The sequence below is a fragment of the Zoogloea sp. GDB6 genome (assembly GCF_056724105.1).
In genome coordinates, this window is the sequence record NZ_CM161497.1 from 4,381,815 (window position 1) to 4,406,793 (window position 24,979).

Here is a 24,979-nt window from a genome sequence, read left to right on the forward strand (position 1 = left end):
CGGACTGCACCTGCGGTCTTTGACGATCCGGCCGGCTACCTTGCGGCGACCGGCCGTCCCAAAGTTCTTATTGCTGCTGCGCGGCGGCAGTAGCAGGTTCCACACGGACACCGGCGCCCATGGTGGACGACACGGCAACCTTGCGGAGATACACACCCTTGGAAGCGGCGGGCTTGGCCTTGACCAGCGCGTCGATCAGGGCGTTCACGTTCTGCTGCAGCGCTTCCACGGAGAAGGAAGCACGGCCCACGGTGGCGTGGATCAGACCGGCCTTGTCGGTACGGTACTGAACCTGACCGGCCTTGGCGTTCTTGACGGCGGTGGTCACGTCCATGGTCACGGTGCCAACCTTCGGGTTCGGCATCAGGCCGCGGGGGCCGAGGATCTGACCGAGGGCGCCGACGACACGCATGGCGTCCGGCGTGGCGATGCACAGATCGAAGTCGATCGTACCGCCCTTCACCTGTTCGGCGAGGTCGTCGAAACCAACCACATCGGCACCCGCCGCACGAGCGGCTTCAGCCTTGTCACCTTGGGCAAACACGGCAACACGGACGGTCTTGCCGGTACCGGCGGGCAGCACCACGGAGCCACGAACCAGCTGGTCGGACTTCTTGGCATCAACACCGAGGTTCACCGCGATATCGACGGATTCGTCGAACTTGGCAGTGGCGTTTTCCTTGACCAGAGTCAGTGCTTCGGTCAGCGGGTAGGTCTTGTTGCGATCGACCTTGGCACGCAGGGCCAGAACGCGCTTGGACAGCTTTGCCATGTTAGAGGCCCTCCACGGTGATGCCCATGCTGCGAGCGGAGCCAGCGATGGTACGGATAGCGGCTTCGACGTCGGCAGCGGTGAGATCCTTGACCTTGACCTTGGCGATTTCTTCACACTGGGCCTTGGTGATCTTGCCGACCTTGTCGGTATGGGGCTTCGGAGAACCCTTCTGAATACCGGCGGCCTTCTTGATCAGGATCGTGGCCGGGGGAGACTTCATCACGAAGGTGAAGCTCTTGTCCGCGAAGGCGGTGATCACGACGGGGATCGGCAGACCGGGCTCAATACCTTGGGTCTGGGCGTTGAACGCCTTGCAGAACTCCATGATGTTGAGGCCGCGCTGACCGAGAGCGGGACCGATCGGGGGGCTGGGGTTGGCTTTGCCTGCAGGAACCTGCAGTTTGATGTAGCCAATAATTTTCTTTGCCATTCGGCAACTCCTTATTGAGTACTAGCGCGCGGGAAACCCGCGCTCCTCTGCCCTTTCGGGCTCAAAACAGGGCGCCTTGGCGCCCTAGCGGAGTCAGGTCTTTTCGACCTGACTGAAGTCCAGTTCGACCGGCGTCGCGCGACCAAAAATGGTCACCGACACGCGGATCTTGCTCTTTTCGTAATTGACTTCTTCGACGGAGCCGTTGAAATCGGTGAACGGGCCTTCCTTCACGCGGACCATCTCACCCACTTCGAACAACACCTTGGGACGCGGCTTGTCGACGCCATCCCGCATCTGCTGCATGATCTTCTCGACTTCCTTTTCGGAAATCGGAGTCGGCTTGTTGGCCGTACCACCGACGAAGCCGGTGACTTTCGGCGTCGACTTGATCAAATGCCAGCTGTCGTCGTTCATCTCCATTTCCACCAGCACGTAGCCGGGGAAGAACTTGCGTTCGGAGATACTCTTCTGGCCATTCCGCATTTCCACGACTTCTTCGACGGGAACGAGAATCTGACCAAAGAAATCCTGCATACCTGCGCGAGCAATACGCTCGACGAGCGCCCGCTGCACCGACTTCTCAAAGCCGGAATAGGCGTGTACCACGTACCAACGCTTGCTCATGATTTTTTCCAACCCAGGATCAGGTCATAAAGGGTCCACTCGAGGGTCTTGTCGGTCACCCACAAAAAAACCGCCATGATCACCACGAAAGCAAAAACGATCCCGGTAGTCTGGAACGTCTCTTTGCGGGAAGGCCAGGCGACCTTCTTGGTTTCCGCCACCGTTTCGTTGGCAAAAACGGCAAAACGCTGCCCAGGCTCGGTCTTCCAAGCCACAGCAGCGCAAAGCGCAACACCCGCGAGCACCGAAAGGACGCGCAGAACCATTGCCTGCTCGGAGAGCAGATAGAAGCCCACAACGCCGGCTACCAGTAGAACCAGTGCCAGCGCGAACTTGATTTTGTCGGCCATTGAAACTTGCGTCCGAATTAACTATGGCAGGGGCAGAGGGAATCGAACCCCCAACCTTCGGTTTTGGAGACCGACGCTCTGCCAGTTGAGCTATACCCCTGCAGCAGAGACTACGAAGAACCCCGCGGGGAGCAGGGCCCTTCGAGTACGACTATCGAGTATTACTCGATAACCTTGGCAACCACACCGGCGCCGACGGTACGACCGCCTTCACGGATGGCGAAACGCAGACCTTCTTCCATGGCGATCGGAGCGATCAGCTTGACGGTCATGGAGATGTTGTCGCCCGGCATGACCATCTCGGTGCCTTCCGGCAGAGAGATCGAACCGGTCACGTCCGTAGTACGGAAGTAGAACTGCGGACGGTAGTTATTGAAGAACGGAGTGTGACGGCCGCCCTCTTCCTTCGACAGCACATACACTTCACCGGTGAAGTGGGTATGCGGCTTGATGGAGCCCGGCTTGCACAGCACTTGACCACGTTCGACGTCTTCACGCTTGGTGCCGCGCAGCAGCACGCCAACGTTGTCGCCAGCCTGACCTTGATCCAGCAGCTTGCGGAACATTTCCACGCCGGTGCAGGTGGTCTTGACGGTCGGCTTGATACCGACGATCTCGATTTCTTCACCAACCTTGACGATGCCGCGCTCGACACGACCGGTCACCACCGTACCACGACCAGAGATGGAGAACACGTCTTCGATCGGCAGCAGGAAGGGCAGATCGATGGCACGTTCCGGGGTCGGGATGTAGGAATCCAGAGCATCAGCCAGACGGAAGATGGAGGGCTCGCCGATGTCGGACTGATCGCCTTCCAGCGCCTTCAGGGCGGAACCCTTGACGATAGGCACATCGTCGCCCGGGAAGTCGTACTTGGAGAGGAGCTCGCGCACTTCCATTTCGACCAGCTCGAGCAGCTCTTCGTCGTCAACCATGTCGCACTTGTTCAGATAGACGATGATGAACGGCACACCAACCTGACGGGCCAGCAGGATGTGCTCACGGGTCTGCGGCATCGGGCCGTCAGCCGCGGAACACACCAGGATCGCGCCATCCATCTGGGCAGCACCGGTAATCATGTTCTTCACGTAGTCAGCGTGACCCGGACAGTCAACGTGAGCGTAGTGACGGGTTTCGGTTTCGTATTCGACGTGCGCAGTATTGATCGTGATACCACGAGCCTTTTCTTCCGGCGCAGCATCGATCTGGTCGTAGGCCTTCGCCTCACCGCCGAACTTGCGCGACAGAACGGTCGTGATCGCAGCCGTCAGCGTGGTCTTGCCATGGTCAACGTGACCAATCGTGCCAACGTTCACGTGCGGCTTTTTCCGCTCGAACTTTTCCTTTGCCATGTCATCAACTCCGCAAAAAAATCAGAAAACCGGGTACTCACCCTGAGCTGCCGCACCAAACCGTGGTGCCCATGGGCAGGATTGAACTGCCGACCTCTCCCTTACCAAGGGAGTGCTCTGCCACTGAGCTACATGGGCCTCTCACACTCAACCTGGAGCGGGTGAAGGGAATCGAACCCTCGTCATAAGCTTGGAAGGCTTCTGCTCTACCATTGAGCTACACCCGCTTTACAACGTACGACTCACATTCACCACTCACAACACCGCAACCCGCGGGCGGAGCTAACAGCAAAACCGTTGGTGGAGGGGGAAGGATTCGAACCTTCGAAGGCAGTGCCGTCAGATTTACAGTCTGATCCCTTTGACCGCTCGGGAACCCCTCCAAACGAGACGCGCATTATAGGCAGCCATAAAAAGGCTGTCAAACACTATTTGCGTTTTTTGTGGAAAGCCCCCTGTTGTAGTGAAATGGGACGTCCAACAGGAAGAAAGCGCACCCGCCATGAATGATCAGGATGCACTCGTTACTGCCGTTCTCGCCAGCGGCGTCGTTCTGCCGAACCCCGGCACGGGTTTTCTGCGCCTGCAGGCTGCAGCAGCAGACGAAGACGCGGGGCCCCGTGAACTCGCGGCCGCGGTTGTCCAGGATCCCGCGCTGACCGGCGCCCTGATGCGCGTGGCCAACTCTCCCGTATTCCGGCCACGCAACGCCCCCCGCTCGGCCCTAGAGGCGATCACCATGCTGGGCCGGACACGCACCCTCGCAACCGCCGCCAGCACCACGATGCGCGGCCACTGCGCCGGTCTGGATGCGACGGCCATTGAAGCCCTGTGGCAGGCGAGCGCCTGCGCTGCGGATTTCAGCTATCTCTTTTGCCGTGGCACGGAACACCGGGCCTGGGCAGACACCACCTACCTTACCGCCCTGATGCAGGACTCCGGCGTCGCCGTGCTGCTGCGCCGCACGCCCGAACACGCCCATCTGCTGCGCCACAGCGGACCAGTGCTGGAAGCCGCCACCCGCGCAGTGGATGCCTTGACGGGCTGCGACCACGCCGCAGCAGGATTCCTCGTCGCGCGTAACTGGAAGCTGCCCGACGTGGTCTGCGAGGCGATCCGCTGCCACCACGATCCACACCTGACCGCACGGCTGGCCGACAACCCACGGCGGATCGCGCTGATGCTGGCGGTCGGCCGCCGCCTGCGCGACGGGCCGTCACCAGACTGGACTGACTGGGCGGAACCGGTGAAGGAAGAATTTGGCGTCGATGAAATCGGCCTCAATCGCCTGTTCGCCGAATTCGCCGCCCGCAACTGAAGCGCGGCTTACTGGCGGGAAGTGCCCGCCAGCAGGGCGCCGGCAGCGACAAAGATGCTGCCGAAGACCCGGTTGGCGAACAGCCCCCGCCGCGGGCTGGCCAGCACGCCACGGAAACGGCTTGCCAGCAACGCGTAACACGACATCACCGCGGTATCCAGGCTGCACATGGTCAGCGCGATCACCGCGAACTGGGGCAGCTGCTGCGCCTGCGGATCGATGAACTGCGGCACCAGCGCGGCAATGAAGACGATCGCCTTCGGATTGCCGAGATTCACCAGGATGCCCTGGCGGTAGAACCCCCGGTTCACATCTGCCCCCGCCTCGCCGATAGCCAGGGGCTCGCGCCAGCGCTGGACGCCCAGCCACACCAGGTAAGCCGCGCCAGCCAGCTTGATGACGAGGAAGGCCAGCTCGGACGCCGCCAGCACCGCCCCCAGACCGAGCCCCACCAACGCCAGCTGCAGCAGCAGGGCTGTCTGCAAGCCTAGGATCGCCTTCAGCGCGTGGCGATAGCCAAGACGGATCCCGACGCTCATGCTCAGCACGGCCCCCGGCCCCGGGGACAGCGCCACCACCAGCGTCGTCAGAAAGAAACCCAGCCACAAATGCAGAGCCATATCAATCTCCACTCAACCTGCGTCATCACCGAGGCGGAAGCGCACCGGCACCACCACGGTATCCTCGATCGGCTCACCGCCACGCTTGGCCGGCACGAACTTCCAGTGCCACACCGCCGTCGTCGCCGCCTCGTCGAGGCTCTCATGCCCGGAACTCTCGCGCACCTTGACCGCCGTCGGAATGCCGTCCACAGACACCCGCACATCCAGGCGCACAATGCCTTCCAGACCACGGCGTCGAGCCATCATCGGATACGCGGGCTTTGGATTGTGCAGGTAGCCGGCACCGAAGCCCGGCGGTGAATACGCCGGCGCCGACGCAGCCCCCGCGTTCCCCGCTGCCGCTGAACTTACCGCCGTACTGACCGTCGGCACGCCGCCCTGAACGGCCGCTACCGACGACGCGGTGGTAGATGCCCCACTGATCACCGGCACAGCAGACCGCTCGGCGGGCGCCTCACTCACCAGCCTGGCCGGCGCGGGCACCACCGGCACAGGTGCGGGCAGCAGATGACGGACTTCCGGCCTGGGCGGCTCGGACTTGGCGACCTCAGGCCTCAACTGCCGCGGCAATGACTCCTGACGGGGCGTGACCTTCGGATTTTCCGGAAGCACCTCCTCCTGCACCAGACGCGCCTCAAGCACCCGCGGAGGCGTCGTGACGCTAGCCGGCGCCAGCCCGCCCAGTCCCAGTGCCGCAGCGTGCAGCGCCAGCGACGCCGCCAGCGCAGCCACCACACCACGATCCGTCAGCACGGCGTACGGCGCCCGAGAACGCGCGGAAGGCCCGCCCCGGCAGACTGGGCAAGGATGACGAAGGCGGAGGATAATTCGGTCTTCAAGAGGTACTCGTCGTAGTCAATCGGTGCAGCCGGCCCTGCATGATCGGCATCCGGCGGCAGTGCGTAATCTGCCGCTCCGGCCGCCTGGCGGCCTTAAGATCGATCAAGGGCGAAGGGACGGATGCTACCGAATTGTCCCCCATCGGTGGACAACTCCCGGGGCCACGACGCCTTTCAAGCCACCGGCCGGGACCCCACGACCTGCCCGCGGGCCAGCCGCAAGCCCAGCACGAAGCTGACGAAGACCACTCCGACCACCAGGCCGCCCAGCGCCAACTCCTTGCCCTCGCCCCAGGCTTCCAGTTCAGGCGACACCATCCGTACCAGCCCATAGGCCGCCACCAGCAGGCTCATGCCCGCCACCGCCAGCGCCATCACCCGCGACGCCACCCGCGCCGTGCCATCGGCACGGGCGATCAGGCGGGCGATCCACCAGCCATTGACGCCGTCGGCAATCAGCATCCCGAGCATGAAGACCAGGCCCAAACCAGCCGCCGGCAGCCAGCCGCCTGCCTGCACGCCGGCCATCGCGAACAACGCCGCCTGGCTCACCGTATCGAAGGACAATGCGAACAGCGCCCCTACCAGCGCCACCCCGCCCGGATGGGCAATCTGCCCGAGACGCCCCAGCCAGCGCCCCTTCAGGCCGACCGGATGCACCATTTCGTGTGCTTCGGCGGCAAAAACCGCACGCAAATTGAGCACGCCGAGCAGGATTAGAAAGGCGATGGAGATCCACGCCCCCGACAGTTCCAGCCAGTCCGGTGCCGACCACGCCCCGGACAACAGGCTCACCGTCAGCGCAATAGCCACCACCACGACGCCATGGCCGAGGGAGAACAGGGTCCCGCAATAACGTGCCCACCCCGGGTTGGCGCGGGAATTGAAGCGCGTCAGCCCGTCGATGGTGGCGAGGTGGTCGGCATCGAAACCATGCTTGAGGCCGAGGGCGAAGACCAGCAGGACGAGGGCAAGATGATCGGAAGGCAAGGCGGGCATGGGGCGATTGCGGACGATCCGTATGAAGAAACTATATTAGTTCATACAACATCCGTGCCACAGTCCTTGGCCGCGTCCCCACGAGCCCCGCCATCCCGGTAACGGCAAGCCGCCAACCAACGGCACGCCCACACCGCAAGCCGACTTTCCAGCCGGCTCAGGACGTCCCCTTCTCCGCCCCACTCCCCGCCCACGGCAGGCGCAGCACGAACTCCGCACCGCCATCGGGATGATTGCCAGCGCTCAACACACCACCATGGCGCTCGACGATGCCGTAGCTGATCGACAGGCCCAGGCCGGTCCCGCTGCCAACCGGCTTGGTGGTGAAAAAAGGATCGAAGATATGCGGCAGATGGCGGGCGTCGATGCCGGGCCCGTTGTCGTGGAAGCGCACCACCACCGCCCCGTCCTCGATCCCCCCGTCGATCTGCAGCCGCGCCGCATCCTGGCCGGCGGTGGCATCACCGGCGTTCTGCACCAGGTTCATCACCACCTGCTGCATCTGCCCCGACGAACCAATCACCGGTAATTCGGCTGGCAGGCGGACATCCACCGCAAAGCGCTCCGGCGCAGCCTTGCACACCCAGCTCACCGAGCGGCCGATCACTGTCACCAGGTCGAAGCGGCTGCTTTCCTCCCGGTCCAGCGCGGAAAAGCGCTTCAGGCCATCGACGATGTCGCGGGTCCGCTCAGCCCCCTCGATGGTGCCTTCGATCAGCGGATCCAGGTCGCCGAGGATGCGGTCGATGCGCAGCCGCTGGCGCAGCTCGCCCAGGACCTCCGGCTGCTCGCAGGCATGCACCGCCGCCAGGTATTCCTCCAGGCGCCCCGCATAACGCTTGAGCGCATGGGTGTTGCCGAGAATGAAGCTGATCGGGTTGTTGAGTTCGTGGGCGACACCCGCCACCAGGCGGCCGAGGGAGGCCATCTTTTCCGAGTGCAGCAGCTGCTGCTGGGTCCGCTTGAGGTCGTCGTGGGCCTGGCGCAGCGCCGAATAGGCCTTGCGCAGCTCCCCCACCGGGCGCCCGGTGATCACCATTCCCAGCGACTTGCCCACCGAGGAATAGCGCGGCGTGCAGTTGACGGACACCGGCACCGCGCTGCCGTCGGCAGCCCGCAGGGCCAGCTCGCAATCATGGATGGGCGCATCGCCGCGCAGCGCGAACCAGCTGCGCGCCACCTCGACCGCAGCCGGATCAGCCAGCAGCTCGAAGAACGGCATGCCGCGCAGGGCTTCCGAAGCCCTGCCTGTGAAGGCCTCCAGGGAGCGGTTCACCTCCTCGATGCGCCCGCGCCGGTCGCACACCACCAGGATGTCGGAGATCGAGGTCAGCACCGACAGGATGAAGCCCTGGCTCTCCTCCAGCTTGGCGTTCTTCTCCTCGAGGGCGACCTCGTACTGCAGCAGGTCGGAATAGACCTCGTCCATCTTCTGGATCACGTCGATCCAGGCGCCCTCCCCCACGCCTTCCGGCGCCGCGGCCAGCAAGGCGGAAGAATCGGGCAGGCGACGCTCACCGTCCGCCACGCTCAGCTCCGCGGCCGGTAGTGGCCATGGGGATGGGCATGCCCATCGGCACGGGGATGGCTGTGATCGTGAGTGTGGCTCTGCGCACCAAACTCCGCCGTCACCAGGTTCAGTGCGCCGTGGCGGATGCCCGGCTTGGCGATCAGCGCATCGGCAAAGGCCCGCACCTCTGCCGTCGGCCCGCGCAGGATCACGCTTTCCATGCAGTTGTCGTGATCCAGGTGGGCATGCAGCGTCGCCACGCACAGGTCGTGGTGCTCGTGCTGGTCGTGGGTGACGCGCTCCGCCAGCTCGCGCTCATGGTGGTTATAGACGTAGGACAGGTTGGCGATGCAGTGCCCCGCCTCTTCCCGCGCCAGCCGGTTGCTTTCCAGCTGGGCGCGCAGGATGTCGCGCACCGCCTCGGAACGGTTCGAATAGCCACGGGCGGCGATCAGCGCATCGAACTCACGGGCCAGGTCTTCGTCGAGGGAGATGGTGAAACGTTCCACGGGGCGCTCCAGGCAAGGTCAGGCGAAGCATTCTGCCTCTCGCCCCGGCACGCCGCAATCGGCGCCCCATGGGCTTCGCTGCACTGCGATAATCGAACGACAGACCTATCGCCCCCAAGGACATCCCATGGCCCGCATCCAGATCGAACTGCCCGAACAGTTTCTCTTCTCGACCGACGTCCCGATCTACATCACCCACATCAACAAGGCCCAGCACCTGGACAACGCCGCCCTCATCGGACTTCTGTCGGAGGCACGGGTGCGTTTCTTCCGCTCCTTCGGCTACGACGAGCTGGACGTGGAAGGGGTCGGCATCGTGGTCGCCGATGCCGCGCTGCAATACAAGTCCGAAGCCTTCCACGGCGAGACCCTGGCGTTCTCGATGACCCCCGCCGACTTCAACAAGTACGGCTTGGACCTGATGTGGACGGTTGCCGACAAGGCCAGCGGCCGCGAAGTGGCCCGCGGCAAGATGGGCATCCTGTTCTTCGACTACGCCGCCAGGCGCGCCGCCCTCATCCCCCCGGCCTTCAGGGCCAAGATCGGCGCCCCGGAAACCGTCTGAGCGCGCAGCGCTCAGACGTTCACATCCACCTGCTGCATCGTCCCGACGCGGCCGTCCTCGGCCACGTAGACACCGGTGCTGCGCACGGCGCCCAACGCGGCACCATCCTTCAGCGTGAACGGGGTCGCCGTGCGGCCCAGGTACAGCGCCCCGACACCGGCATCGCGCAGGGAGCGCACGCTGCCGCCACCGCTGGCGTCGGGCGTCCACACGCCGAGGCGGTCGAACACCGCGTCGGCCTCGTCGATCCAGCCGCTGGCATCGCCGTCGTACTTGGCCAGATCGGCAAAACCGTCGCCGCTGGCCGGCCCGAAAAGCTGACGGCCGGACGTCACCTTGCCGCTGCCCACCGCGTCGAGTACCAGGAAGCCGCTGCCCTGCCCGAGCAGCGGCATGTCCACCTGCTGACCGTCGCCCATCAGGTCGAAGCTGAAGCGCTGGTTCTCCAGGCTCGCGGCCTCCCCGGCGAAGTTGATCACCAGCGGATCCTTGCTCACCGCATTGCCGGCCCGCAGGCTCACGCTGCTGGTCGTCGTCTCGCTGCGCGCCATCGACAGTGCAACGTTGAAATCGATGCGCTTGCCATCGGCGGTCTGGATCGTGCCACTCGCCTCGAAATGGGTTTCCTCCGACTCGGTACGGGTTTCCGTGCGGTCGTAGGCGATGCCGAATTCGGGTGCCGAAGCCTGCGCCGCAGCCGATGAGACTGCCGTCGCCGTTTGCTGCGCAGTGCTCAGCCCATCGACCGACATCAGGCGGATTCGTTGGCCGGTCAGTTGCTCGATGATGGTCTTGAGCAACGCCAGCTTGGGATCGTTCTTCGTCCCGTCGTCGTCACCCGACCTGGCAACCGTGGCCGAAGCCTGGGCCTGTTCCTGGCGGAGGGCCTGGCGGGCCGCCTGGGACACCACCACGCTGCGCGCGATGCGGCTCTGACCGGCGGCGCCATCCGGCCGACGCCCACCCCACGCCGACAGGCGCTCGTCCACCGCCAGCGTGGCCTGGCTGCGATGGCTGGCTTGCATTTCCATGCTGGATGCGGCGATTTTCATGGCGAACCTCGATACAGACGTGAAGATGCCCTGCTCTACGGCGTCTTGCCCGGCAACTTTACCGCCGCATGAGGGGCCGACAGGCTTTCATGGTCCTCCGCCTGCGGTGGTAATCTGCGCTTACAGAGTCCTGTCGAAGCGCTTACGAAGGGGCTCTAAGATACAAAGCAGGAATCTCTGCCCTTGCCCTCACCCGGCCCATTCCGGGAGCCCATCATGCCCGTCGCCCGTCTGCTCCGCCCCATTGCCTTCGCGGCCGTTCTTTTACCGGCAGCCGCCCAGGCCCAAACCGTGTTGATCGCGGAACCTGTCCAGCTGTTTGCAGGCCCGGCCCCCGACTACCCCATCCTGATGACGCTGGCGCCGGGCATGGAGGCCCGCCTGTTCGGCTGCCTGTCGGACTACCAGTGGTGCGACGTGCAGCTATCCTTCGGGGCCCGCGGCTGGGTCTTCGCCGGCAGCCTGTACTACCCGTGGGGAGGCAGCAGCGTACCGATCCTGCAGTACGGACCGACGCTCGGCATCCCGCTGATCAGCTTCTACATCAGCGACTACTGGGGCGCCCATTACCGCCGCCAACCCTGGTACGGCGAGCGCGACCGCTGGCGTGACCGGCCTCCCCCAGCTGCGCCCATCATGCATCCACCGCGGGCGATGCCTCCGCCGGGAGGCTGGAGCCAGCCTTACCCAGCCCCCCGCTTCGACCGCGATCGGGAGCGCGAACAAGGACGCCGCGACGCCGAGCGTGAGCGGGAAGGCGAGAGGGAACGTAACCGGCCGCCGCGCCAGGAGGCCATGCCCCAACAGCAGCCACCACGCAACGCCATGCCGGCCCCGAATCCCGGATGGAACGGCGGCGGCATGCCGAACACCCCACCCCGCCAGGAACAACACGCGGCACCGCGCCAGGAGCCGCCACGGGCCTTCACACCGCCCCCTGCCCGCCCCGAGCCACAGCGCGAAGCACAACCGCCGCGCCAAGAGCGCGGCACCGGCCACGACCGTGGCCCGCAGCATCAGGAAGGACCGCGGGAAGAACGCCCGGGGAACCGCTAAGCCACTCCTCCGCCCTTGCTCAGTGGACCGTGCAGACCATGCAGGGGTCGAAACTGCGCACCACGTGCTGCACCAGCAAGGGCTGGTCCTCCGGCAGGCCGACCAGGGCCTGCTCCAGCGCCCCGGGAATATCGGCGGCATCCCGCGGCGAGAAGTTCCAGGTCGTCGGCGCGATGATCTGGTAACGGCTGATGTGCCCGCCGCGCAGCGTAACCCAGTGCCCGAGCGCCCCACGGGCCGCCTCCACCAGGCCCACCCCCCGCCCGTCGCCGGGCAGCGCCACCTGAGCGCAGAACGGGCCGTCGTCCACCTCGCGCAGCCAGTTCTCCATCGCCGGCACCACGATGGCCAACTCCAGCAGACGCGCCACCACCCGGCTGAACACATTGCCGCCGCCCTGGGCCACCAGTTCGCGGATCAGCGGATGGCCGGCCACGACCTGGCGGGCCAGCGCACCGCACTCCACCACCTGCTGCTGCCAGCGCGGTGCCTTGCACCACGTGTAGGCACCCGGCTTGTCCTCCACCGGCCGCGTTTCGCCTTCTGACGGGTGGCGCGGCGGCTCATCCTCCAGCCAGGCATGGCTGACGTCCTCCAGCACATCGCCGGGCAGGAAGGGCTGCAGCGCCCCCGCTGGCAGATCCAGCACGCCGCGCGGAAACAGCCAGCCGCCTGCCTCTTTCGGATAGGCGCCATGGCTCAGGAAACGGTCCGTACCCCGACCGTAGCGCGCCAGCTGCAGATCCTCCGCGATCTCCAGGAACAACCGGAAATCGCTGGCCTCCGCCGGCCGGCTGTCCATCCAGCGATGCAGCGCGACCTGGGAATCGAGAGCCGCGATGGCCTCCAGCTTGTCGCCGAACAGCTGCCGCTCCAGCCAGCCGCGAAACTCCCGCAGCGCCGCGAAAACCCGCAGGCGCTCGGCAGCCTGGGGCGCCCGTGCCACGCCGCCCGGCTGCAGCGTCAGCGAGTGGGGCCACTTGCCGGCGAGCAAGCCCATGATCTGCAGGAAGCCCGCCCGTGCCGGCAATGCATCACGCGTCGCCGTGCCGCTGACCGCCTTGAAGCGCGCCTCGGCGGCCGGGAACCAGGCTCGCGCCCGGTAGGCCTCGCGGGCGAAATCCGGCATGAAGAACAGGTAGAAATGGGTGAAATGATCGGCCAGGTTCTCGGCGGCGAGGATCAGGTTGCTCATCCGGCGGCCATTGGGCGTCGGCTGCACCCCGGCCAGGTCAGCCAGCGCGGCTGCGGCAGCGGCCGACTGCGACACCGAACAGATGCCGCAGATGCGCGGCACGATCACCAGCGCGTCCAGCGCCTCGCGGCCGACCAGGATCTGCTCGAAGCCGCGGAACAGCGGCGAATTGACGTAGGCCGCGGCGACCCGCCCGTTCTCCATCTCCAGGCTGACCTCCAGGTCGCCCTCGACGCGGTTGAAGGGCCCCACCGTCACCCGGCTCACCGGCGCACTCCGGCAACGCCCGTAACAGTTTCGGAATGGAGCGGCAAAGGCGGGCAACAACGGAACATGGCGGCCGGAACGGGATGTGGTCTCGACCGAAGGATACAACGCCGCCCCGACTAGCTCCCGATCCGCACGCCGAAGCGGCGCAGACCGGCCCAGCCGGCCAGCCCCAGTCCGAGAACACTGGCCAGCACCGGGCCGACCCAGACGGTGTCCAGCGTCCATGCCTCCACCAGCCACGGCGCCAGCAGCATGGACGCAGCGCCAGCCGCAAACGCCGAGCCGACCACGATCGCCAGCGTATCGCGGCGCAGCCTTACGTGGTCCGCCTTCAGACCAGCCAGCAGGCGGGCGTGCTCGGCCTCCAGCGCGGCCTGCCGGGCGGCCAGGTCGGCCTGCCGGGCGGCCAGGTCGGCCTGCCGGGCGGCCAGGTCGGCCGCCGCATCCTGCAGCATGGCGGCCATCAGTTGCTGGCGGAAGCCGTCGGGCAGCGGCGGCGGCGTCAGCACCCTGCCCAGCGCGCTGTCCAGAGCCTGCAGCGCGCGGGCGTCGGCGCTATCGGAATTCGTCTTGTCCATGCGTCTTCCTTCCTACAGCCACAGCCCCGGTTCATCCAGCCCACGGCGCTGGAACTCGGCGAGCAGCAGCTTGCGCGCCCGGTGCAGATGGGTCTTCACGGTGCCGTCGGGCAAGCCCAGCATCTGCGCCACCTCGGCCACCGAGCGGTCCTCGTAGTAGAACAGCGTCAGGCAGCTGCGGTAGGCCACCGGCAGCGCATCCACCAGGCGTGCGAGCAAGGCCGCCGGCCCTTCACCAACGATGTCCGGCGGCGCGGCCAGGGCCTCCGCCTCGGCCCACACCTCCGGCACGCTGAGGGAGGCATGGTCCGGATCGCGCCGTGCCAGCAGGGACAGGCAGCGGTTGCGGGCGATGGCGTACAACCAGGTGGACGGCGCGGCGCTGCGGCGATCGTAAGTCCCCAGCGCCCGCCACACGCGCAGGAACACGTCCTGGGCGGCATCCCGCGCCTGCGCCTCGTCCCGCAGCAAAGCCATGCACAGGCGATGGACCTTCCCTTCGTAGCGGGCCACCAGCCGTTCGAAAGCCGCAGCACCGTCGCCCTGCTCCAGCCGCGCGACGATGTCCGCATCGCGGCGGGCGGCGTCGGAATCCGGCGGGCTCAGGGAAGGAGGTGGGTTGAGGTCCATGCCGCTTGATACTTCCCGACATGCAAGCCGGTTTCAACCGGGTACAAAAAAATCTGCGGCGGCGGCGAAACCGGCCACTGCCCGGCCAGGTATCAAGGGCATCAACCCACACAGGAATGCACACATGTCCATCGACGACTCCAGCGAACTGGTCGCCATCCTGCGCGCCGCGCTGCCCCTTACCGCCATCGTGCTCGGCATCGGCATCGCCATCCTGGGCACGGCCCTCCGCTACCGCCGGCGCATCCGCATCGCCGAACTGATTCACGCCGAACGCATGGCAGCCATCGCGCAGGGCATGGAACCCCCACCGCTGCCGCCGGAACTGCTGGACGGAGGCGGCGGACGCCGCCGCAGCCGGACTTCCGATGACTACCTGCGGCGCGGAGTGCTGCTGCTCGCCGTCGGCATCGCGATCGCCATCGCGCTGCTGGTCAGCAGCCGCCACCCCGAACGCGCGATCTGGGGGCTGGTGCCTGCGGCAATCGGCGCCGCCAACCTGCTGCTGTACAAACTGGACACCCGGCGCCGCCAGTCCGGCGACAACCTGCCCGCCACGTCACAACACCGCGACGGGCGCTCGCCTGGCTGACGCCGGCACGTCCTACTTCAAGCCGATCTTGCGGATGGCCGGCGCCACCACCGGCGTCTCGGCCACCGCGTTATGGCGTACCCGCGCCGGCGTGGCCGACTTGGACAGGGCCGCCAGCGCGACGAACCAGGCTTTGGGCATGTCCGACGGCAGGCCGATCGGGATGCCCGCCACCTTCGGCGTGCGCGCAAAGGCGTGGCCCGGCGCTTCGAAGCCGGGCTCGGTGCAGCTGATGCACGGGTAGCCGCCGTTGGTGCATGAGCCGACACCGTTCCACGGGCGGATGTTGCAATCGGCGTGGGCCTGGGTGCCCTTGCAGCCCATGTGCTCCATCATGCAACCCAGGTCGCCGGGTTTCTCGGCGCTGGCCTTGAACTCGTAGAACTCGTTGCGCGTGCAGCCGTGGTGCACCAGCTGGTCCGCGTAGAAACGCGGCCGCCCGAGGGCGTCCATGTCGTTTGCGGCGAATTGGCCGAGGGCCAACGCCAGCAGCGTATCCACCACCCAGTCCGGGTGGGTCGGACAGCCCGCTACGTTGATCACCGGCAGGCCGGCGGCCGAGCGGTAATCGACGCCCAGCAGCCCGCCCGGATGCTGGCCGTCGTACTGCAGGCCGATCGCCCCCGCCGGGTTGTTGCCGGCGGCGGTGATCCCGCCATAGGCCGCGCAGGTACCGATGCCCAGCGTGTAGCGGGCGCGGGCGGCCAGCGCGCGCACCCAGGCGATCATCGGCCGGCCGGTGCCGGCCAGCATGTGGAAGCGGCCGCTGCCGTTGGGGCCGGTGAGCAGGGAGCCTTCGACGCACAACAGGTCGAGGGGCTCGCGGCCGGACTCGAAATCGGCGAGCAGCGCACGCACCTCGTCACCGGTCGCCTCCGACAGGGACGGATGCCAGGCCAGCTCGATGCCCGCCGACGCCAGCAGGCCAGGCAGATCCCGCGCACCGGAGCACAGCAACGACATCGTGCAGCCGCCGCAACCACCGGACTGCAGCCACAGCAGCTTCATCGAAGTCTCCCACACGACAGATGCCATAAAACGCGTGGGGGCAAGACAAGGTCAACCACCGTGCGCCCGCATTTCATTCCCCATCCCCCGCCTTGTCGCCACCGTCCAGCCCGAAGCGGGCCAGCTTGGCGCGCAGGCCGACACGGGACAGGCCCAGCTCGTTGGCGGCGCGGGTCTTGTTCCAGCGCAGACGGATCAGGGTCTCCTTCAGCACGCGGGCCTCGAGGGCATCGACGCGCTCCTGCAGCGTGCCGCTGAAGCCGACCGCCTCAAGATCGCCGTCGTAGGGGCTCTCGTCGCGGCCGTCGGCACCGGCCTGCAGCACCCGCGGCGCCAGCAGGTGGGCGCCCAGGCGCGGCTCGGAAGACAGGGCCAGCATGCGCAGGATGGCGTTCTGCAGTTCCCGCACATTGCCCGGCCAGCGGTAGGCGGCCATGCAGTTCAGGGCCTCTTGGGTGAAGCCCTCGCTGTCCTTGCCAAGGGCGTTGCGGCTGGCCTCCAGCAGACGCTCGGCGAGCAGCGGGATGTCCATCGGCCGCTCGCGCAGCGGCGGCACGTGCAGCGGCACGATGGCCAGCCGGTAATACAGATCCTCGCGGAAACGCCCTTCCCGCACCTCGGTTTCCAGGTCCCGGTTGGTGGCGGCGATCACCCGCACGTCCACCGTCACCGGCCGGGTGCTACCGAGCGGGCGGAACTCGCCCTCCTGCAGCACGCGCAGCAGCTTAACCTGGAAGGCCGGCGAGGTCTCGCCGATCTCGTCGAGGAACAGGGTGCCGCCGTCCGCCTGCTGGAACAGGCCGATGCGGTCCTCATAGGCGCCGGTGAACGCGCCGCGCTTGTAGCCGAACAATTCGGCCTCCAGCAGCTGATCGGGCAGCGCCCCGCAGTTCTCGATGACGAAGGCTTTGTCGGCACGGCTGCTCTGGTAGTGAAGCGCCCGCGCGATCATCTCCTTGCCGGTACCGGACTCACCGGAGATCAGCACCGAAAGATCGAAGGGCGCGACCTGGGCGATCAGCTCGCAGACCGGGTTGAGCGGGCTGCCCGGCGCACGGGTCAGCCCGTCGAGGCCGAACTCGCGCTTGACCCGCTCGTACTTCATCTCGACGCGCTTCTTGAGCACCGGCCCGGCGGTGCGCAGCTCCAGGCTGAGGCGCTGGTTCTCGGCCTGCAGGCGGTGCAGCTCGGCAGCGTTGCGGATCGCCATCAGCAGGTGGTCCGGCTGCCAGGGCTTGAGCAGGTACTGGTATATGCCCGCGTCGTTGATGCCGGCGATGATGTCTTCCGAGTCCGTATAGCCGGAGATGATGATGCGCACCACGTCCGGCCACTGCTCACGCACGCGCTTGAGGAAGGCCACGCCGGACTCACCGGGCATGCGCTGGTCGCACAGCAGCACATGGATCACTTCCCGCTCGAGGATGGTGCCGGCCTCTTCCGCCGACGAGGCGGTGAACACCTCGAACTCCTCGTCGAGGGTGCGGCGCAGGGCTTCCTGGGAGCGGACTTCGTCATCCACCACCAGCACCGCCGGCAGGCGGGCGGCGGGTTTGAAGGGGGTATTCATCGGCCGACCTCCCGGTGGCGGGCGAGGTGGCGGGGGGTCCAGGACTGGGGGCTCTTCATCACGAAATGGTAGCGTGCGCCGTGGTAGCTGGGGTCGAAGCCGTAGAAATTGCGGCGCATGTGGGCGAGTTCCTCGTCGCGGTAGGCGGCCAGCGGCTTGGCGGCCTCGTCGGCAGCGCGGCGGGCTTGCTTGGCGGCGAGGCGCTCCGCGTAGTCCGGCGCGTCGGCCAGCGCGGCGGCACGGGCCAGCACCTCGGCCTCGAAGGCCGGCCGGTCGGCACCGAAGCAGGCGTCGATGAGCCCGCCCTCCACCGCCCGTGGCGCACCGAGGGGCAGACGCGCAGCCATGATGGCGCGGGCACCGTCCGCCCCCACCCGCCGCGGCAGCAAGTAGGTCCAGTATTCCGAGCCGTACAGGTTGCCCATGTTCTTGTAGTGCGGGTTGAGGATCACCCCGTCCCGCGCCCAGACGTGGTCGGCGGCCAACGCCAGGAAGCAGCCGCCGGCGCCGGCGTTGCCGCGCAGGGCCGCCACCGTCAGGCGGTCGGTGAGCAGCAGGATGGCGAGGCACACGTCGTCCATCGCGTTGATGTTGTCCCACGACGCATCCGCCGCCGAGCCGCCATCCAGCTGCACGGCCTCGATGCGGTTGAGGTGGATGCCGTTGGACCAAAAGTCCGCCCCGCCCTCCAGCACCAGCACGCGGGTCGGCCGGCTGCGGGCGAAGTCGATGGCGGCGATCAAGCGGCGGCACTGGTCGGTGGCCATCGCTCCGTTATAAAAATCGAAAGACAGGACGCCGACAGTCCCACCCGCCTCTTCGCGGTAGCGCAGTTCGGCACCGTCGTCGGTGGCATCGCGCCACAGTTCGGCGGGTCGCTCGGGCAGGCCGGCGGCCTCGGCAGCGAAGGCGACGGTGGCCGGCAGCTTGATCGCATCCGGCCGATCGCCGCGCTTCACGTGGCCGATCCACACCGCCCCGTCCACGGTGGCGCGCAGCACCGCGCCGTCCCGCCGGGCCAGCAGCGCACCGGGTGTGGCACCGAGTTCGGCCGGCGCCGGATGGGCGTCGAACAGGTGGCAAGGCACGCCGAACAGGCTGTCCGCCACGCCGGGAAAACCGTCCGCCGCGCGCAGGCGGGCGAGGATCTGCGCGCTGCTGTCGCGCTGCCAGTCGATGGCGCGGTCGGCCTGGCGCATCAGCGGCTGCAGGCCGCCCCGCACATCGCCGTCGCCGGGCTGCACGCGGCGCGGCTGCCAGCGGCCGGCACGCCAGTCGTCCACGCGGTCGAGGGCCTCCAGCACGGCGGCCAGTGCCGCTTCGGTCACTTCGTTGCGGTACAGGCTGGACTTCTTGGCCGGCCGCATCGGAAAGGTCGCACTGCCCCACACCGGGCCGGCGTCCATCTCCGCCTCGGCCTGCAGCACGGTGACGCCCCACTCCACCGCGCCGGACTGGATCGCCCAGTCCAGCGCCGACGGGCCACGGTCGCCGACAATGCCGGGATGGACGATCAGGCACAGCTGACGCGACCACAGGGATTCGGAAATGGCGCGCTTGAGGAAGGGCGCCAGCAGCACGTCCGGCTGGAACAGCGCGACCGCCTCCTCGGTGACCGAGTCGGCGATGTCGAACTCCACCGACAGGTCGTGGCCGCGCACCGCCAGCGCCTCGAAGAGGCGCTGGGTCAGGCTGTTGAAACTATGGGTCAGCAGCAGGATGCGCACGATTTACAACACGGCCTCGAAGCCCTCGAACTGCGGCGGCCCCAGGTAGATGTCGCGGCTGCTGCCGGCGCCGGCGTGGGCCTTGCGGAAAGCTTCGGAGCGGGTCCAGGCCTCGAAGGCGGCCGCCGACTCCCACACCGAGTGGGACGCGAACAGCGTGAACTCCGGCGTCGTCGGCCCCTGCAGCAAGTGGAACTCCTTGAAGCCCGGCACCTCGTCCAGGTGCGATTCGCGCTGCTTCCAGATGTCGATGAACTCGGCCTCGCGGCCCGGGGCGATGCGGAAACGGTTCATGGCGATGTACATGGTCGGTCTCTCCTGGTGGGTTAACAAATCCGCGGCAGCTGTTCGCCGGCCAGCCAGTCCACCATGCGGCGGCCTCCGAAGGCGGTTTTCATCTGCACGAAGCGGTGGTCGTCGGCGATCACTTCGCCGACCTTCGCTGCCCGCGCGCCGAGGGGATGGGCACGCAGCGCAGCGAGCAGCCCGTCGACCTGCGCCGCCGGGCAGACGGCAATCAGCTTGCCTTCGTTGGCGATGTTGAGCGGGTCGAGGCCCAGGAACTCACAGGCGGCAGCCACCTGCGGATCCACCGGGATGGCCGCTTCGTCGAGGACGATGCCGACCCCCGACTGCTGGGCGATCTCGTTGAGGGTAGCGGCCAGGCCGCCGCGGGTCGGGTCGCGCAAGAGGCGCAGGTCCGGCGCAGCGTCCATCGCCACGGCGGCAAGGCCGTGCAGCGCGGCGGTGTCGGAGCGGATCGCCGAGTCGAAGGCCAGGTTCTCGCGCTGGGCCATGATCGCCATGCCGTGGTCGCCGAGGGTGCCGGAGACGATCACCGCGTCGCCGGGCCGCGCGTTGGCGCCGGACAGCTCGCGGCCGGCCGGCAGCGCGCCGATACCGGTGGTGGTGATGAAGATGCCGTCGCCCTTCCCTTTCTCGACCACCTTGGTGTCGCCGGTAACCACCGGCACGCCGGCCTCCCTGGCCGCCGCGGCCATGCTCAGCACCACGCGCTGCAGCTCGGCCAGCGGGAAACCCTCTTCGAGCACGAAGCTGGCGGCCAGGTACAGCGGGCGCGCGCCCATCACCGCCACGTCGTTGATGGTGCCGTGCACGCACAGACAGCCAATGTCGCCGCCGGGGAAGAACAGCGGCGACACCACGTGGGCGTCGGTGGCCACCACCAGGCGCTCGCCGGGCGCCGGCGCCGGCAGCACCGCGCCGTCGTCGCCGCGGCGCAGCCATTCGTTGTCGAAGGCGCGGGCGAAGATGTCGCTGATCAGCTGGACCATCGCGCGGCCACCGCCGCCATGGGAGAGGTCCACGCTGCCGTGGCGCAGGTCGAGGGGACGGACGTAGGCTTTTTTCATATCAGGGTTTGAACACGAACAGGTCCGGATGGCTGCGGCGATAGCGGCGCAGGTTGAGGATCAGCGCCGGCACCAGCGAACGCACGCCGAAGGCCAGCGCCTCGTCCACCGTGGCGCGCTGGATGCTGCGGAGGCTGCGAGCGGTCAGCGCCCAGCCGTCCCGATCGAGGGACGACAGCGCGGCCGCCGCATCGGCAGGCAGGTTGCCGAGGGAGTCGGCGATGACGATCAGGTGGCGGATCGCCTCGTCGCGGGTCAGGCGCAGGGAGAACAGGGTCGCGTCATCCACCCCGTCGGTGAGGGTCAGGATCGCGTGGGCGGCATCCTCGACGATGCCGAGCAGGGCGCCGGTCAACATGACCGGCCCCCGCGCGTGGGGAGCTCACAGGGCAGCATGGGCGTGTCGTGTCGTTCGGGGGCCGAGCGGCACGGCACGCGCAGGCGTGCCCGCCGGGTCAGGCCCGGGTCAGTTGGCTCTCGGTCAGGTGTTTGAGGGTGTCGGCCACCGCCTTGGTGTGGCCGGCCGTCTCGGAGGTCTTGCCGCTGAAGGCCTGGATGTCGGTGAGCATGCCGGACAGGTTGGACACGTCGCCGGCCTGGCGCTCGATCTCCTGCGCGACGCGGCCGATCTCACTGGCCAGCGTGGAGATGTCGGTGCCGATCTCGCCGGCGCTGGCGCGGGACTTCTCGGCGAGCTTGCGCACTTCGTCAGCCACCACTGCGAAACCGCGGCCGGCCTCGCCGGCCCGCGCGGCTTCGATCGCCGCGTTCAACGCCAGCAGGTTGGTCTGGTCAGCGATCTGCTGGATCACTTCCACGACGCCCTGGATACGGCCACTGGCCTGGGCCAGCTTGCGCGCGCTGTCGGCGCTGTCGGCAGCCTGGTGGGTCAGCTCGCTGACCGTGCCGCCCGCGGCGTTCACCACCCTCTCCTGCTCGTCGATATGCTCGGACAACGCCCCCACCGAGGAATACAGGTCGCCGGCACAGCTCTCCAGCTGGTGGGCCATCTGGTCGCGGAGGGAATGGGACGACTGCAACGTCTGCCCAAGGCTGTTGAGGCCGTGCACCACCAGCGCGATGTTGTCGTCGAAGTTCGACGGGTCGAGCTGGCTGTCGAAGGCTTCGGCCTGGTAGTCGGCGATCTGCTTGACGATGACCCGCGACAGGCCGGTCAGCTTGGCGCTCTGGCGACGCAGGAAGAAGGCCTTGAACTCCCCGTAGTGGGCGACGAAGTTGTCCACGTAGTCGTCGCGGAAGGGTGTGCCTTCCGGCACGCGGAAGAAGAACACCGCGGTGAGGGTCTGGTTCAGGTTGAGGCCGAGGATCTCGCCGAAGGTCGAGAAGCCCGCCATCTGCTTGCACGGCAGCGCGCTGCCGACGCGGGACAGCTCCTTGTCGTTGTAGAGGCGGCGCAGGATGCAGTCGTTGAGGATGCCGGCCACCGGCGCGCCGGGCTTGCCGGCCATGAAGTTGCGGAAATCCTGCTCCGTGCTCTGTACCAGGCCGGTCCGGCGGACCAGCATGAGCTCCTCACCCGGCGAGATGTCGCAGTAGAAATTAACGCGGCCGGCACGCACGTCCACGTTTACCACCGAGCGGACGAAGATCTCCTTTCCGACCTGGATCGCGAAGGAATAATCGGCCAGCTTGCCTTCCAGTTGGGCCGGGTCGCAGCGGAAGTGGCTGCACAGCGCGTCGATGAAAGGCACGATGCGGCCGTCGGCGGCGATCACCTGGCTGACGTAGCGCTGCTCCAGCGAAGCGCCGATTACCGGGAAGCGCGGACCATCCGGCACGAAGTTCTGGCTCTTCAGCACCCCGAAGCGGGTGCCCTTGGCCACCTTCAGGAAGGCGATCAGCGCGTGGTTCTCCAGGCGGCGATTGCCGTCGTGGATCCAGGTGTTCTTGAAGTCGAACTTGCCGCCGGCCGAGCCACCGACGAACAGGCACGGGAAACGCCCGGAATCGTAGAGCGCCTCCATGAAGAAGGACTCGGACGCCGACAGGCCGTCGAACAGCACATAGGCCAGCGTGTCCCGGTAGTCGATGTCCATGTCCAGGCGCACCGCTTCGATGTTGCGGGCGATACGCGCGAGGCGCTCCTTCACCGGCACCTCGGACTTGCCACGGCGCAGGTCCTCGCAGGCCAGCGGCACGGCCACCACCTGGGCGCGGGCGATCAGCGAGGCGTCGAAGCACTGCAGCACCACCCGGTCCCAGTGCTCGCCGGTGTGGCAGTACAGATTATCGGTCTCGCCACACAGCTCGCCGGCAGTGGAACACAACATCACCGGCACGCCCGGGAAACGGGCGGTCACGGCGCGGGCAACCTGGTCGATATCCACGTGGGGCGACACGTAGCCGCCGACGAAGGTCGGTGCGATGACTGCGGACGCGAGGCGTTGAGCGACCTCGGACGCACGGCATTGCAGGGTCACCACACCCGGGGCCGGCGCTCCCCGCAGACTTTTGAACAGGTTCATCTTCTTGTCTCCTTGCACGGCTTCGAACAGGCCGTATGGCGGCTTATCGGCCGCAGCGAGACGAGATTTAACCCTGTTTTAGGTAATAAATCACTGACCAATAGCGGTCGCCTCAAGCAATTGTTCCCTTTCGGGACAAGGACTTGGCGAAAGCGCTCCATCATGCAGCAACAACCGGAATATCGCGGAAGCGGCCGTAGGTGTAATGGGCCGCGCAAGCCCCTTCGGACGACACCATGCAGGAGCCCATCGGCGTCTCCGGCGTACACACCGTACCGAACAGCTTGCAGTCCAAGGGCGTTTTGACGCCGCGCAGGATGGCCCCGCATTCGCAGGACTTGTGGTCCGGCACGCCTTGGTAACGCAAGCCAAAACGCGCCTCCGCGTCGAAATCGGCGAAGCGCTCGCGGATGCGCAGCGCCGAATAGGGCACCGTTCCCAGCCCGCGCCATTCGAAGTCGCGGCGCAGTTCGAAGATTTCCGACACCAGGGCCTGGGCCTTCAGGTTGCCGTCCTCGCTGACCGCGCGGGAGAACTCGTTCTCCACCTCGGCCCGGCCCTCGTTCACCTGGCGCACCAGCATGCGGATCGCCTGCATCACGTCGAGGGGCTCGAAGCCGGCGATCACCACCGGCTTGCGGTACTCCTCGGCGAAGTGCGCGTACGGGCGGCTGCCGATCACCGTGCTGACGTGGGCCGGCCCGATGAAGCCATCCAGCGGCACCGTGCCCAGCTCGCGCACCTCCGGCGATTCGAGGATCGCAGTGATCGCCGACGGCGTCAGCACGTGGCAGCACAGCACGCTGAAATTCTTCAGGCCCAGCTGGGCCGCCTGGCGGATCACCAGCGCGGTCGGCGGCGTGGTGGTCTCGAAGCCGATCGCGAAGAACACCACCTGCCGCTGGGGCTCCTTCTGCGCCAGCGCCAGCGCGTCCGCCGCCGAATAGATCATGCGGATGTCGGCGCCCCTGGCGCGCGCCCGCAGCATCGACAAGCCGCCGGAGGCCGGCACGCGCAGGGTGTCGCCGTAGGTGCATACGATGACGCCGCGCTCCAGCGCCAGGCCGATGGCCTGGTCGATGCGGCCGATGGGCAGTACGCACACCGGGCAACCGGGGCCGTGGATCATGCGCACCTGGGGCGGCAGCAGATCCGCCACACCGTAGCGGGAGATCGCGTGGGTATGGCCGCCGCAGAACTCCATGAAGGCATAGCGCCGGTCCGGCCGCGCCTCGCGGGCGATGGCCTCGGCGAGGCCGCGGGCGACCTCCCCGTCGCGGAATTCGTCCACGTACTTCATGCGGATGCCGCCTCGCCGGCCACGTCGATGCCGGCTTCCTTCATCAGCGCCAGCGTGCGCTCGGCCTCCTCCGGGTCGAGGCGGGTCAGCGCGTAACCTACGTGGACGATCACGTAGTCGCCGGGCAGCACGTCATCCACCAGTTCAAGGGAAATCGTCTTGCGCACGCCGCCCAGGTCCACCAGGGCCTGGCCGTCGGGCAGGAGTTCGACCACGCGGGTCGGGATTGCGAGACACATGAAATC

At 67.1% G+C, this 24,979-nt stretch carries 27 protein-coding genes, 4 tRNA genes and 1 pseudogene; 4 read left to right on the forward strand and 28 right to left on the reverse strand.

From position 1 onward, the window contains the following. Positions 1-67 precede the first annotated feature (67 nt). From rplA to AC1PQG_RS19990, 9 genes are all read right to left on the reverse strand, one after another. Positions 68-772 (reverse strand): 50S ribosomal protein L1, encoded by a 705-nt coding sequence (rplA, locus tag AC1PQG_RS19950; protein ID WP_481117510.1) that lies wholly within the window; start codon positions 770-772, stop codon positions 68-70. 1 nt (position 773) lies between these two features. Further along, a complete protein-coding gene (gene rplK / locus AC1PQG_RS19955) occupies positions 774-1,205 on the reverse strand; it encodes a 50S ribosomal protein L11 (protein ID WP_481117509.1) in 432 nt (143 codons plus the stop codon). 93 nt (positions 1,206-1,298) lie between these two features. Further along, positions 1,299-1,832, reverse strand: a complete 534-nt coding sequence (nusG, locus tag AC1PQG_RS19960; protein ID WP_481117508.1) for a transcription termination/antitermination protein NusG — start codon at positions 1,830-1,832, stop codon at positions 1,299-1,301. Continuing rightward, positions 1,829-2,182 carry a preprotein translocase subunit SecE gene (gene secE, locus AC1PQG_RS19965; RefSeq protein WP_079432637.1) on the reverse strand — a complete coding sequence of 118 codons (354 nt, stop codon included), beginning with the start codon at positions 2,180-2,182 and terminating at the stop codon, positions 1,829-1,831. Before secE ends, nusG begins: the two co-directional genes overlap by 4 nt. 24 nt (positions 2,183-2,206) lie before the next feature. Further along, positions 2,207-2,282, reverse strand: a tRNA-Trp gene (locus AC1PQG_RS19970). Between the two features lie 61 nt (positions 2,283-2,343). Further along, positions 2,344-3,534: an elongation factor Tu gene (gene tuf, locus AC1PQG_RS19975; protein WP_481117506.1), complete on the reverse strand. Its 1,191-nt coding sequence runs from the start codon at positions 3,532-3,534 to the stop codon at positions 2,344-2,346. A 63-nt stretch (positions 3,535-3,597) separates the two neighbouring features. Then, positions 3,598-3,672, reverse strand: a tRNA-Thr gene (locus AC1PQG_RS19980). 15 nt (positions 3,673-3,687) lie between these two features. Continuing rightward, positions 3,688-3,761, reverse strand: a tRNA-Gly gene (locus AC1PQG_RS19985). 71 nt (positions 3,762-3,832) lie between these two features. Next, positions 3,833-3,917: transfer RNA gene (locus AC1PQG_RS19990), tRNA-Tyr, on the reverse strand. A gap of 119 nt (positions 3,918-4,036) precedes the next feature. Between AC1PQG_RS19990 and AC1PQG_RS19995 the strand changes: the two genes are divergently transcribed. Further along, positions 4,037-4,852, forward strand: coding sequence for an HDOD domain-containing protein (locus AC1PQG_RS19995; RefSeq protein WP_481119515.1), 816 nt, complete (start codon positions 4,037-4,039; stop codon positions 4,850-4,852). 8 nt (positions 4,853-4,860) lie between these two features. Here AC1PQG_RS19995 and rhtB read toward each other — a convergent pair whose 3' ends face one another. From rhtB to nikR, 5 genes are all read right to left on the reverse strand, one after another. Continuing rightward, positions 4,861-5,472, reverse strand: coding sequence for a homoserine/homoserine lactone efflux protein (rhtB, locus tag AC1PQG_RS20000; protein ID WP_481119516.1), 612 nt, complete (start codon positions 5,470-5,472; stop codon positions 4,861-4,863). Positions 5,473-5,484: 12 nt separating this feature from the next. Further along, positions 5,485-6,228, reverse strand: a complete 744-nt coding sequence (locus tag AC1PQG_RS20005; protein ID WP_481119517.1) for an energy transducer TonB — start codon at positions 6,226-6,228, stop codon at positions 5,485-5,487. A 260-nt stretch (positions 6,229-6,488) separates the two neighbouring features. Next, on the reverse strand, positions 6,489-7,313 hold the full coding sequence (locus tag AC1PQG_RS20010) for a HoxN/HupN/NixA family nickel/cobalt transporter (RefSeq protein ID WP_481119518.1): 825 nt from the start codon (positions 7,311-7,313) through the stop codon (positions 6,489-6,491). A 157-nt stretch (positions 7,314-7,470) separates the two neighbouring features. Then, positions 7,471-8,841 carry a sensor histidine kinase gene (locus AC1PQG_RS20015; protein ID WP_481119519.1) on the reverse strand — a complete coding sequence of 457 codons (1,371 nt, stop codon included), beginning with the start codon at positions 8,839-8,841 and terminating at the stop codon, positions 7,471-7,473. A 2-nt stretch (positions 8,842-8,843) separates the two neighbouring features. Next, positions 8,844-9,332, reverse strand: coding sequence for a nickel-responsive transcriptional regulator NikR (nikR, locus tag AC1PQG_RS20020; RefSeq protein ID WP_481119520.1), 489 nt, complete (start codon positions 9,330-9,332; stop codon positions 8,844-8,846). A 127-nt stretch (positions 9,333-9,459) separates the two neighbouring features. Between nikR and AC1PQG_RS20025 the strand changes: the two genes are divergently transcribed. Continuing rightward, the gene (locus AC1PQG_RS20025) at positions 9,460-9,897 is read left to right on the forward strand and encodes an acyl-CoA thioesterase (protein ID WP_481119521.1); all 438 of its coding nucleotides are present in this window, start codon (positions 9,460-9,462) and stop codon (positions 9,895-9,897) included. An 11-nt stretch (positions 9,898-9,908) separates the two neighbouring features. On the opposite strand, the gene AC1PQG_RS20030 is transcribed toward AC1PQG_RS20025, so the two are convergent. Next, positions 9,909-10,949, reverse strand: coding sequence for a hypothetical protein (locus AC1PQG_RS20030; RefSeq protein ID WP_481119522.1), 1,041 nt, complete (start codon positions 10,947-10,949; stop codon positions 9,909-9,911). Between the two features lie 216 nt (positions 10,950-11,165). On the opposite strand from AC1PQG_RS20030, the gene AC1PQG_RS20035 reads away from it, so the two are divergent. Beyond that, a complete protein-coding gene (locus tag AC1PQG_RS20035; protein WP_481119523.1) occupies positions 11,166-12,005 on the forward strand; it encodes an SH3 domain-containing protein in 840 nt (279 codons plus the stop codon). 19 nt (positions 12,006-12,024) lie between these two features. On the opposite strand, the gene AC1PQG_RS20040 is transcribed toward AC1PQG_RS20035, so the two are convergent. From AC1PQG_RS20040 to AC1PQG_RS20050, 3 genes are all read right to left on the reverse strand, one after another. After that, positions 12,025-13,467 (reverse strand): nickel-dependent hydrogenase large subunit, encoded by a 1,443-nt coding sequence (locus AC1PQG_RS20040; protein WP_481119524.1) that lies wholly within the window; start codon positions 13,465-13,467, stop codon positions 12,025-12,027. A gap of 119 nt (positions 13,468-13,586) precedes the next feature. Then, positions 13,587-14,048: a hypothetical protein gene (locus AC1PQG_RS20045; RefSeq protein ID WP_481119525.1), complete on the reverse strand. Its 462-nt coding sequence runs from the start codon at positions 14,046-14,048 to the stop codon at positions 13,587-13,589. Positions 14,049-14,060: 12 nt separating this feature from the next. Then, the gene (locus AC1PQG_RS20050; RefSeq protein WP_481119526.1) at positions 14,061-14,678 is read right to left on the reverse strand and encodes an RNA polymerase sigma factor; all 618 of its coding nucleotides are present in this window, start codon (positions 14,676-14,678) and stop codon (positions 14,061-14,063) included. A gap of 124 nt (positions 14,679-14,802) precedes the next feature. On the opposite strand from AC1PQG_RS20050, the gene AC1PQG_RS20055 reads away from it, so the two are divergent. Beyond that, positions 14,803-15,270: a DUF6249 domain-containing protein gene (locus AC1PQG_RS20055; RefSeq protein ID WP_481119527.1), complete on the forward strand. Its 468-nt coding sequence runs from the start codon at positions 14,803-14,805 to the stop codon at positions 15,268-15,270. Between the two features lie 12 nt (positions 15,271-15,282). Here the strand turns inward: AC1PQG_RS20055 and AC1PQG_RS20060 are convergent, their stop codons facing one another. From AC1PQG_RS20060 to AC1PQG_RS20105, 10 genes and pseudogenes are all read right to left on the reverse strand, one after another. After that, positions 15,283-16,278, reverse strand: coding sequence for an NADH-quinone oxidoreductase subunit B family protein (locus AC1PQG_RS20060; RefSeq protein ID WP_481119528.1), 996 nt, complete (start codon positions 16,276-16,278; stop codon positions 15,283-15,285). A 73-nt stretch (positions 16,279-16,351) separates the two neighbouring features. Further along, on the reverse strand, positions 16,352-17,848 hold the full coding sequence (locus AC1PQG_RS20065) for a sigma-54-dependent transcriptional regulator (RefSeq protein ID WP_481119529.1): 1,497 nt from the start codon (positions 17,846-17,848) through the stop codon (positions 16,352-16,354). Further along, complete coding sequence (locus AC1PQG_RS20070) at positions 17,845-19,575, reverse strand: hydrogenase maturation protein (RefSeq protein WP_481119530.1); 1,731 nt, start codon at positions 19,573-19,575, stop codon at positions 17,845-17,847. Before AC1PQG_RS20070 ends, AC1PQG_RS20065 begins: the two co-directional genes overlap by 4 nt. A gap of 3 nt (positions 19,576-19,578) precedes the next feature. Then, positions 19,579-19,881 carry a heme-degrading protein HmuQ gene (gene hmuQ / locus AC1PQG_RS20075; protein WP_481119531.1) on the reverse strand — a complete coding sequence of 101 codons (303 nt, stop codon included), beginning with the start codon at positions 19,879-19,881 and terminating at the stop codon, positions 19,579-19,581. 20 nt (positions 19,882-19,901) lie between these two features. Continuing rightward, a complete protein-coding gene (gene hypE, locus AC1PQG_RS20080) occupies positions 19,902-20,948 on the reverse strand; it encodes a hydrogenase expression/formation protein HypE (RefSeq protein ID WP_481119532.1) in 1,047 nt (348 codons plus the stop codon). A 1-nt stretch (position 20,949) separates the two neighbouring features. Further along, positions 20,950-21,306: a hypothetical protein gene (locus AC1PQG_RS20085; RefSeq protein WP_481119533.1), complete on the reverse strand. Its 357-nt coding sequence runs from the start codon at positions 21,304-21,306 to the stop codon at positions 20,950-20,952. Between the two features lie 97 nt (positions 21,307-21,403). Next, positions 21,404-22,303, reverse strand: a complete 900-nt coding sequence (locus AC1PQG_RS20090) for a methyl-accepting chemotaxis protein (RefSeq protein WP_481123034.1) — start codon at positions 22,301-22,303, stop codon at positions 21,404-21,406. Next, positions 22,286-23,434 (reverse strand): annotated as a pseudogene (locus AC1PQG_RS20095) (FIST signal transduction protein); the annotation flags it as partial. The pseudogene AC1PQG_RS20095 and the gene AC1PQG_RS20090, both read right to left, overlap by 18 nt. Positions 23,435-23,594: 160 nt before the next feature. Beyond that, positions 23,595-24,734 carry a hydrogenase formation protein HypD gene (hypD, locus tag AC1PQG_RS20100; RefSeq protein ID WP_481119534.1) on the reverse strand — a complete coding sequence of 380 codons (1,140 nt, stop codon included), beginning with the start codon at positions 24,732-24,734 and terminating at the stop codon, positions 23,595-23,597. Beyond that, on the reverse strand, positions 24,731-24,973 hold the full coding sequence (locus AC1PQG_RS20105) for a HypC/HybG/HupF family hydrogenase formation chaperone (RefSeq protein ID WP_481119535.1): 243 nt from the start codon (positions 24,971-24,973) through the stop codon (positions 24,731-24,733). Before AC1PQG_RS20105 ends, hypD begins: the two co-directional genes overlap by 4 nt. Positions 24,974-24,979: the final 6 nt, after the last annotated feature.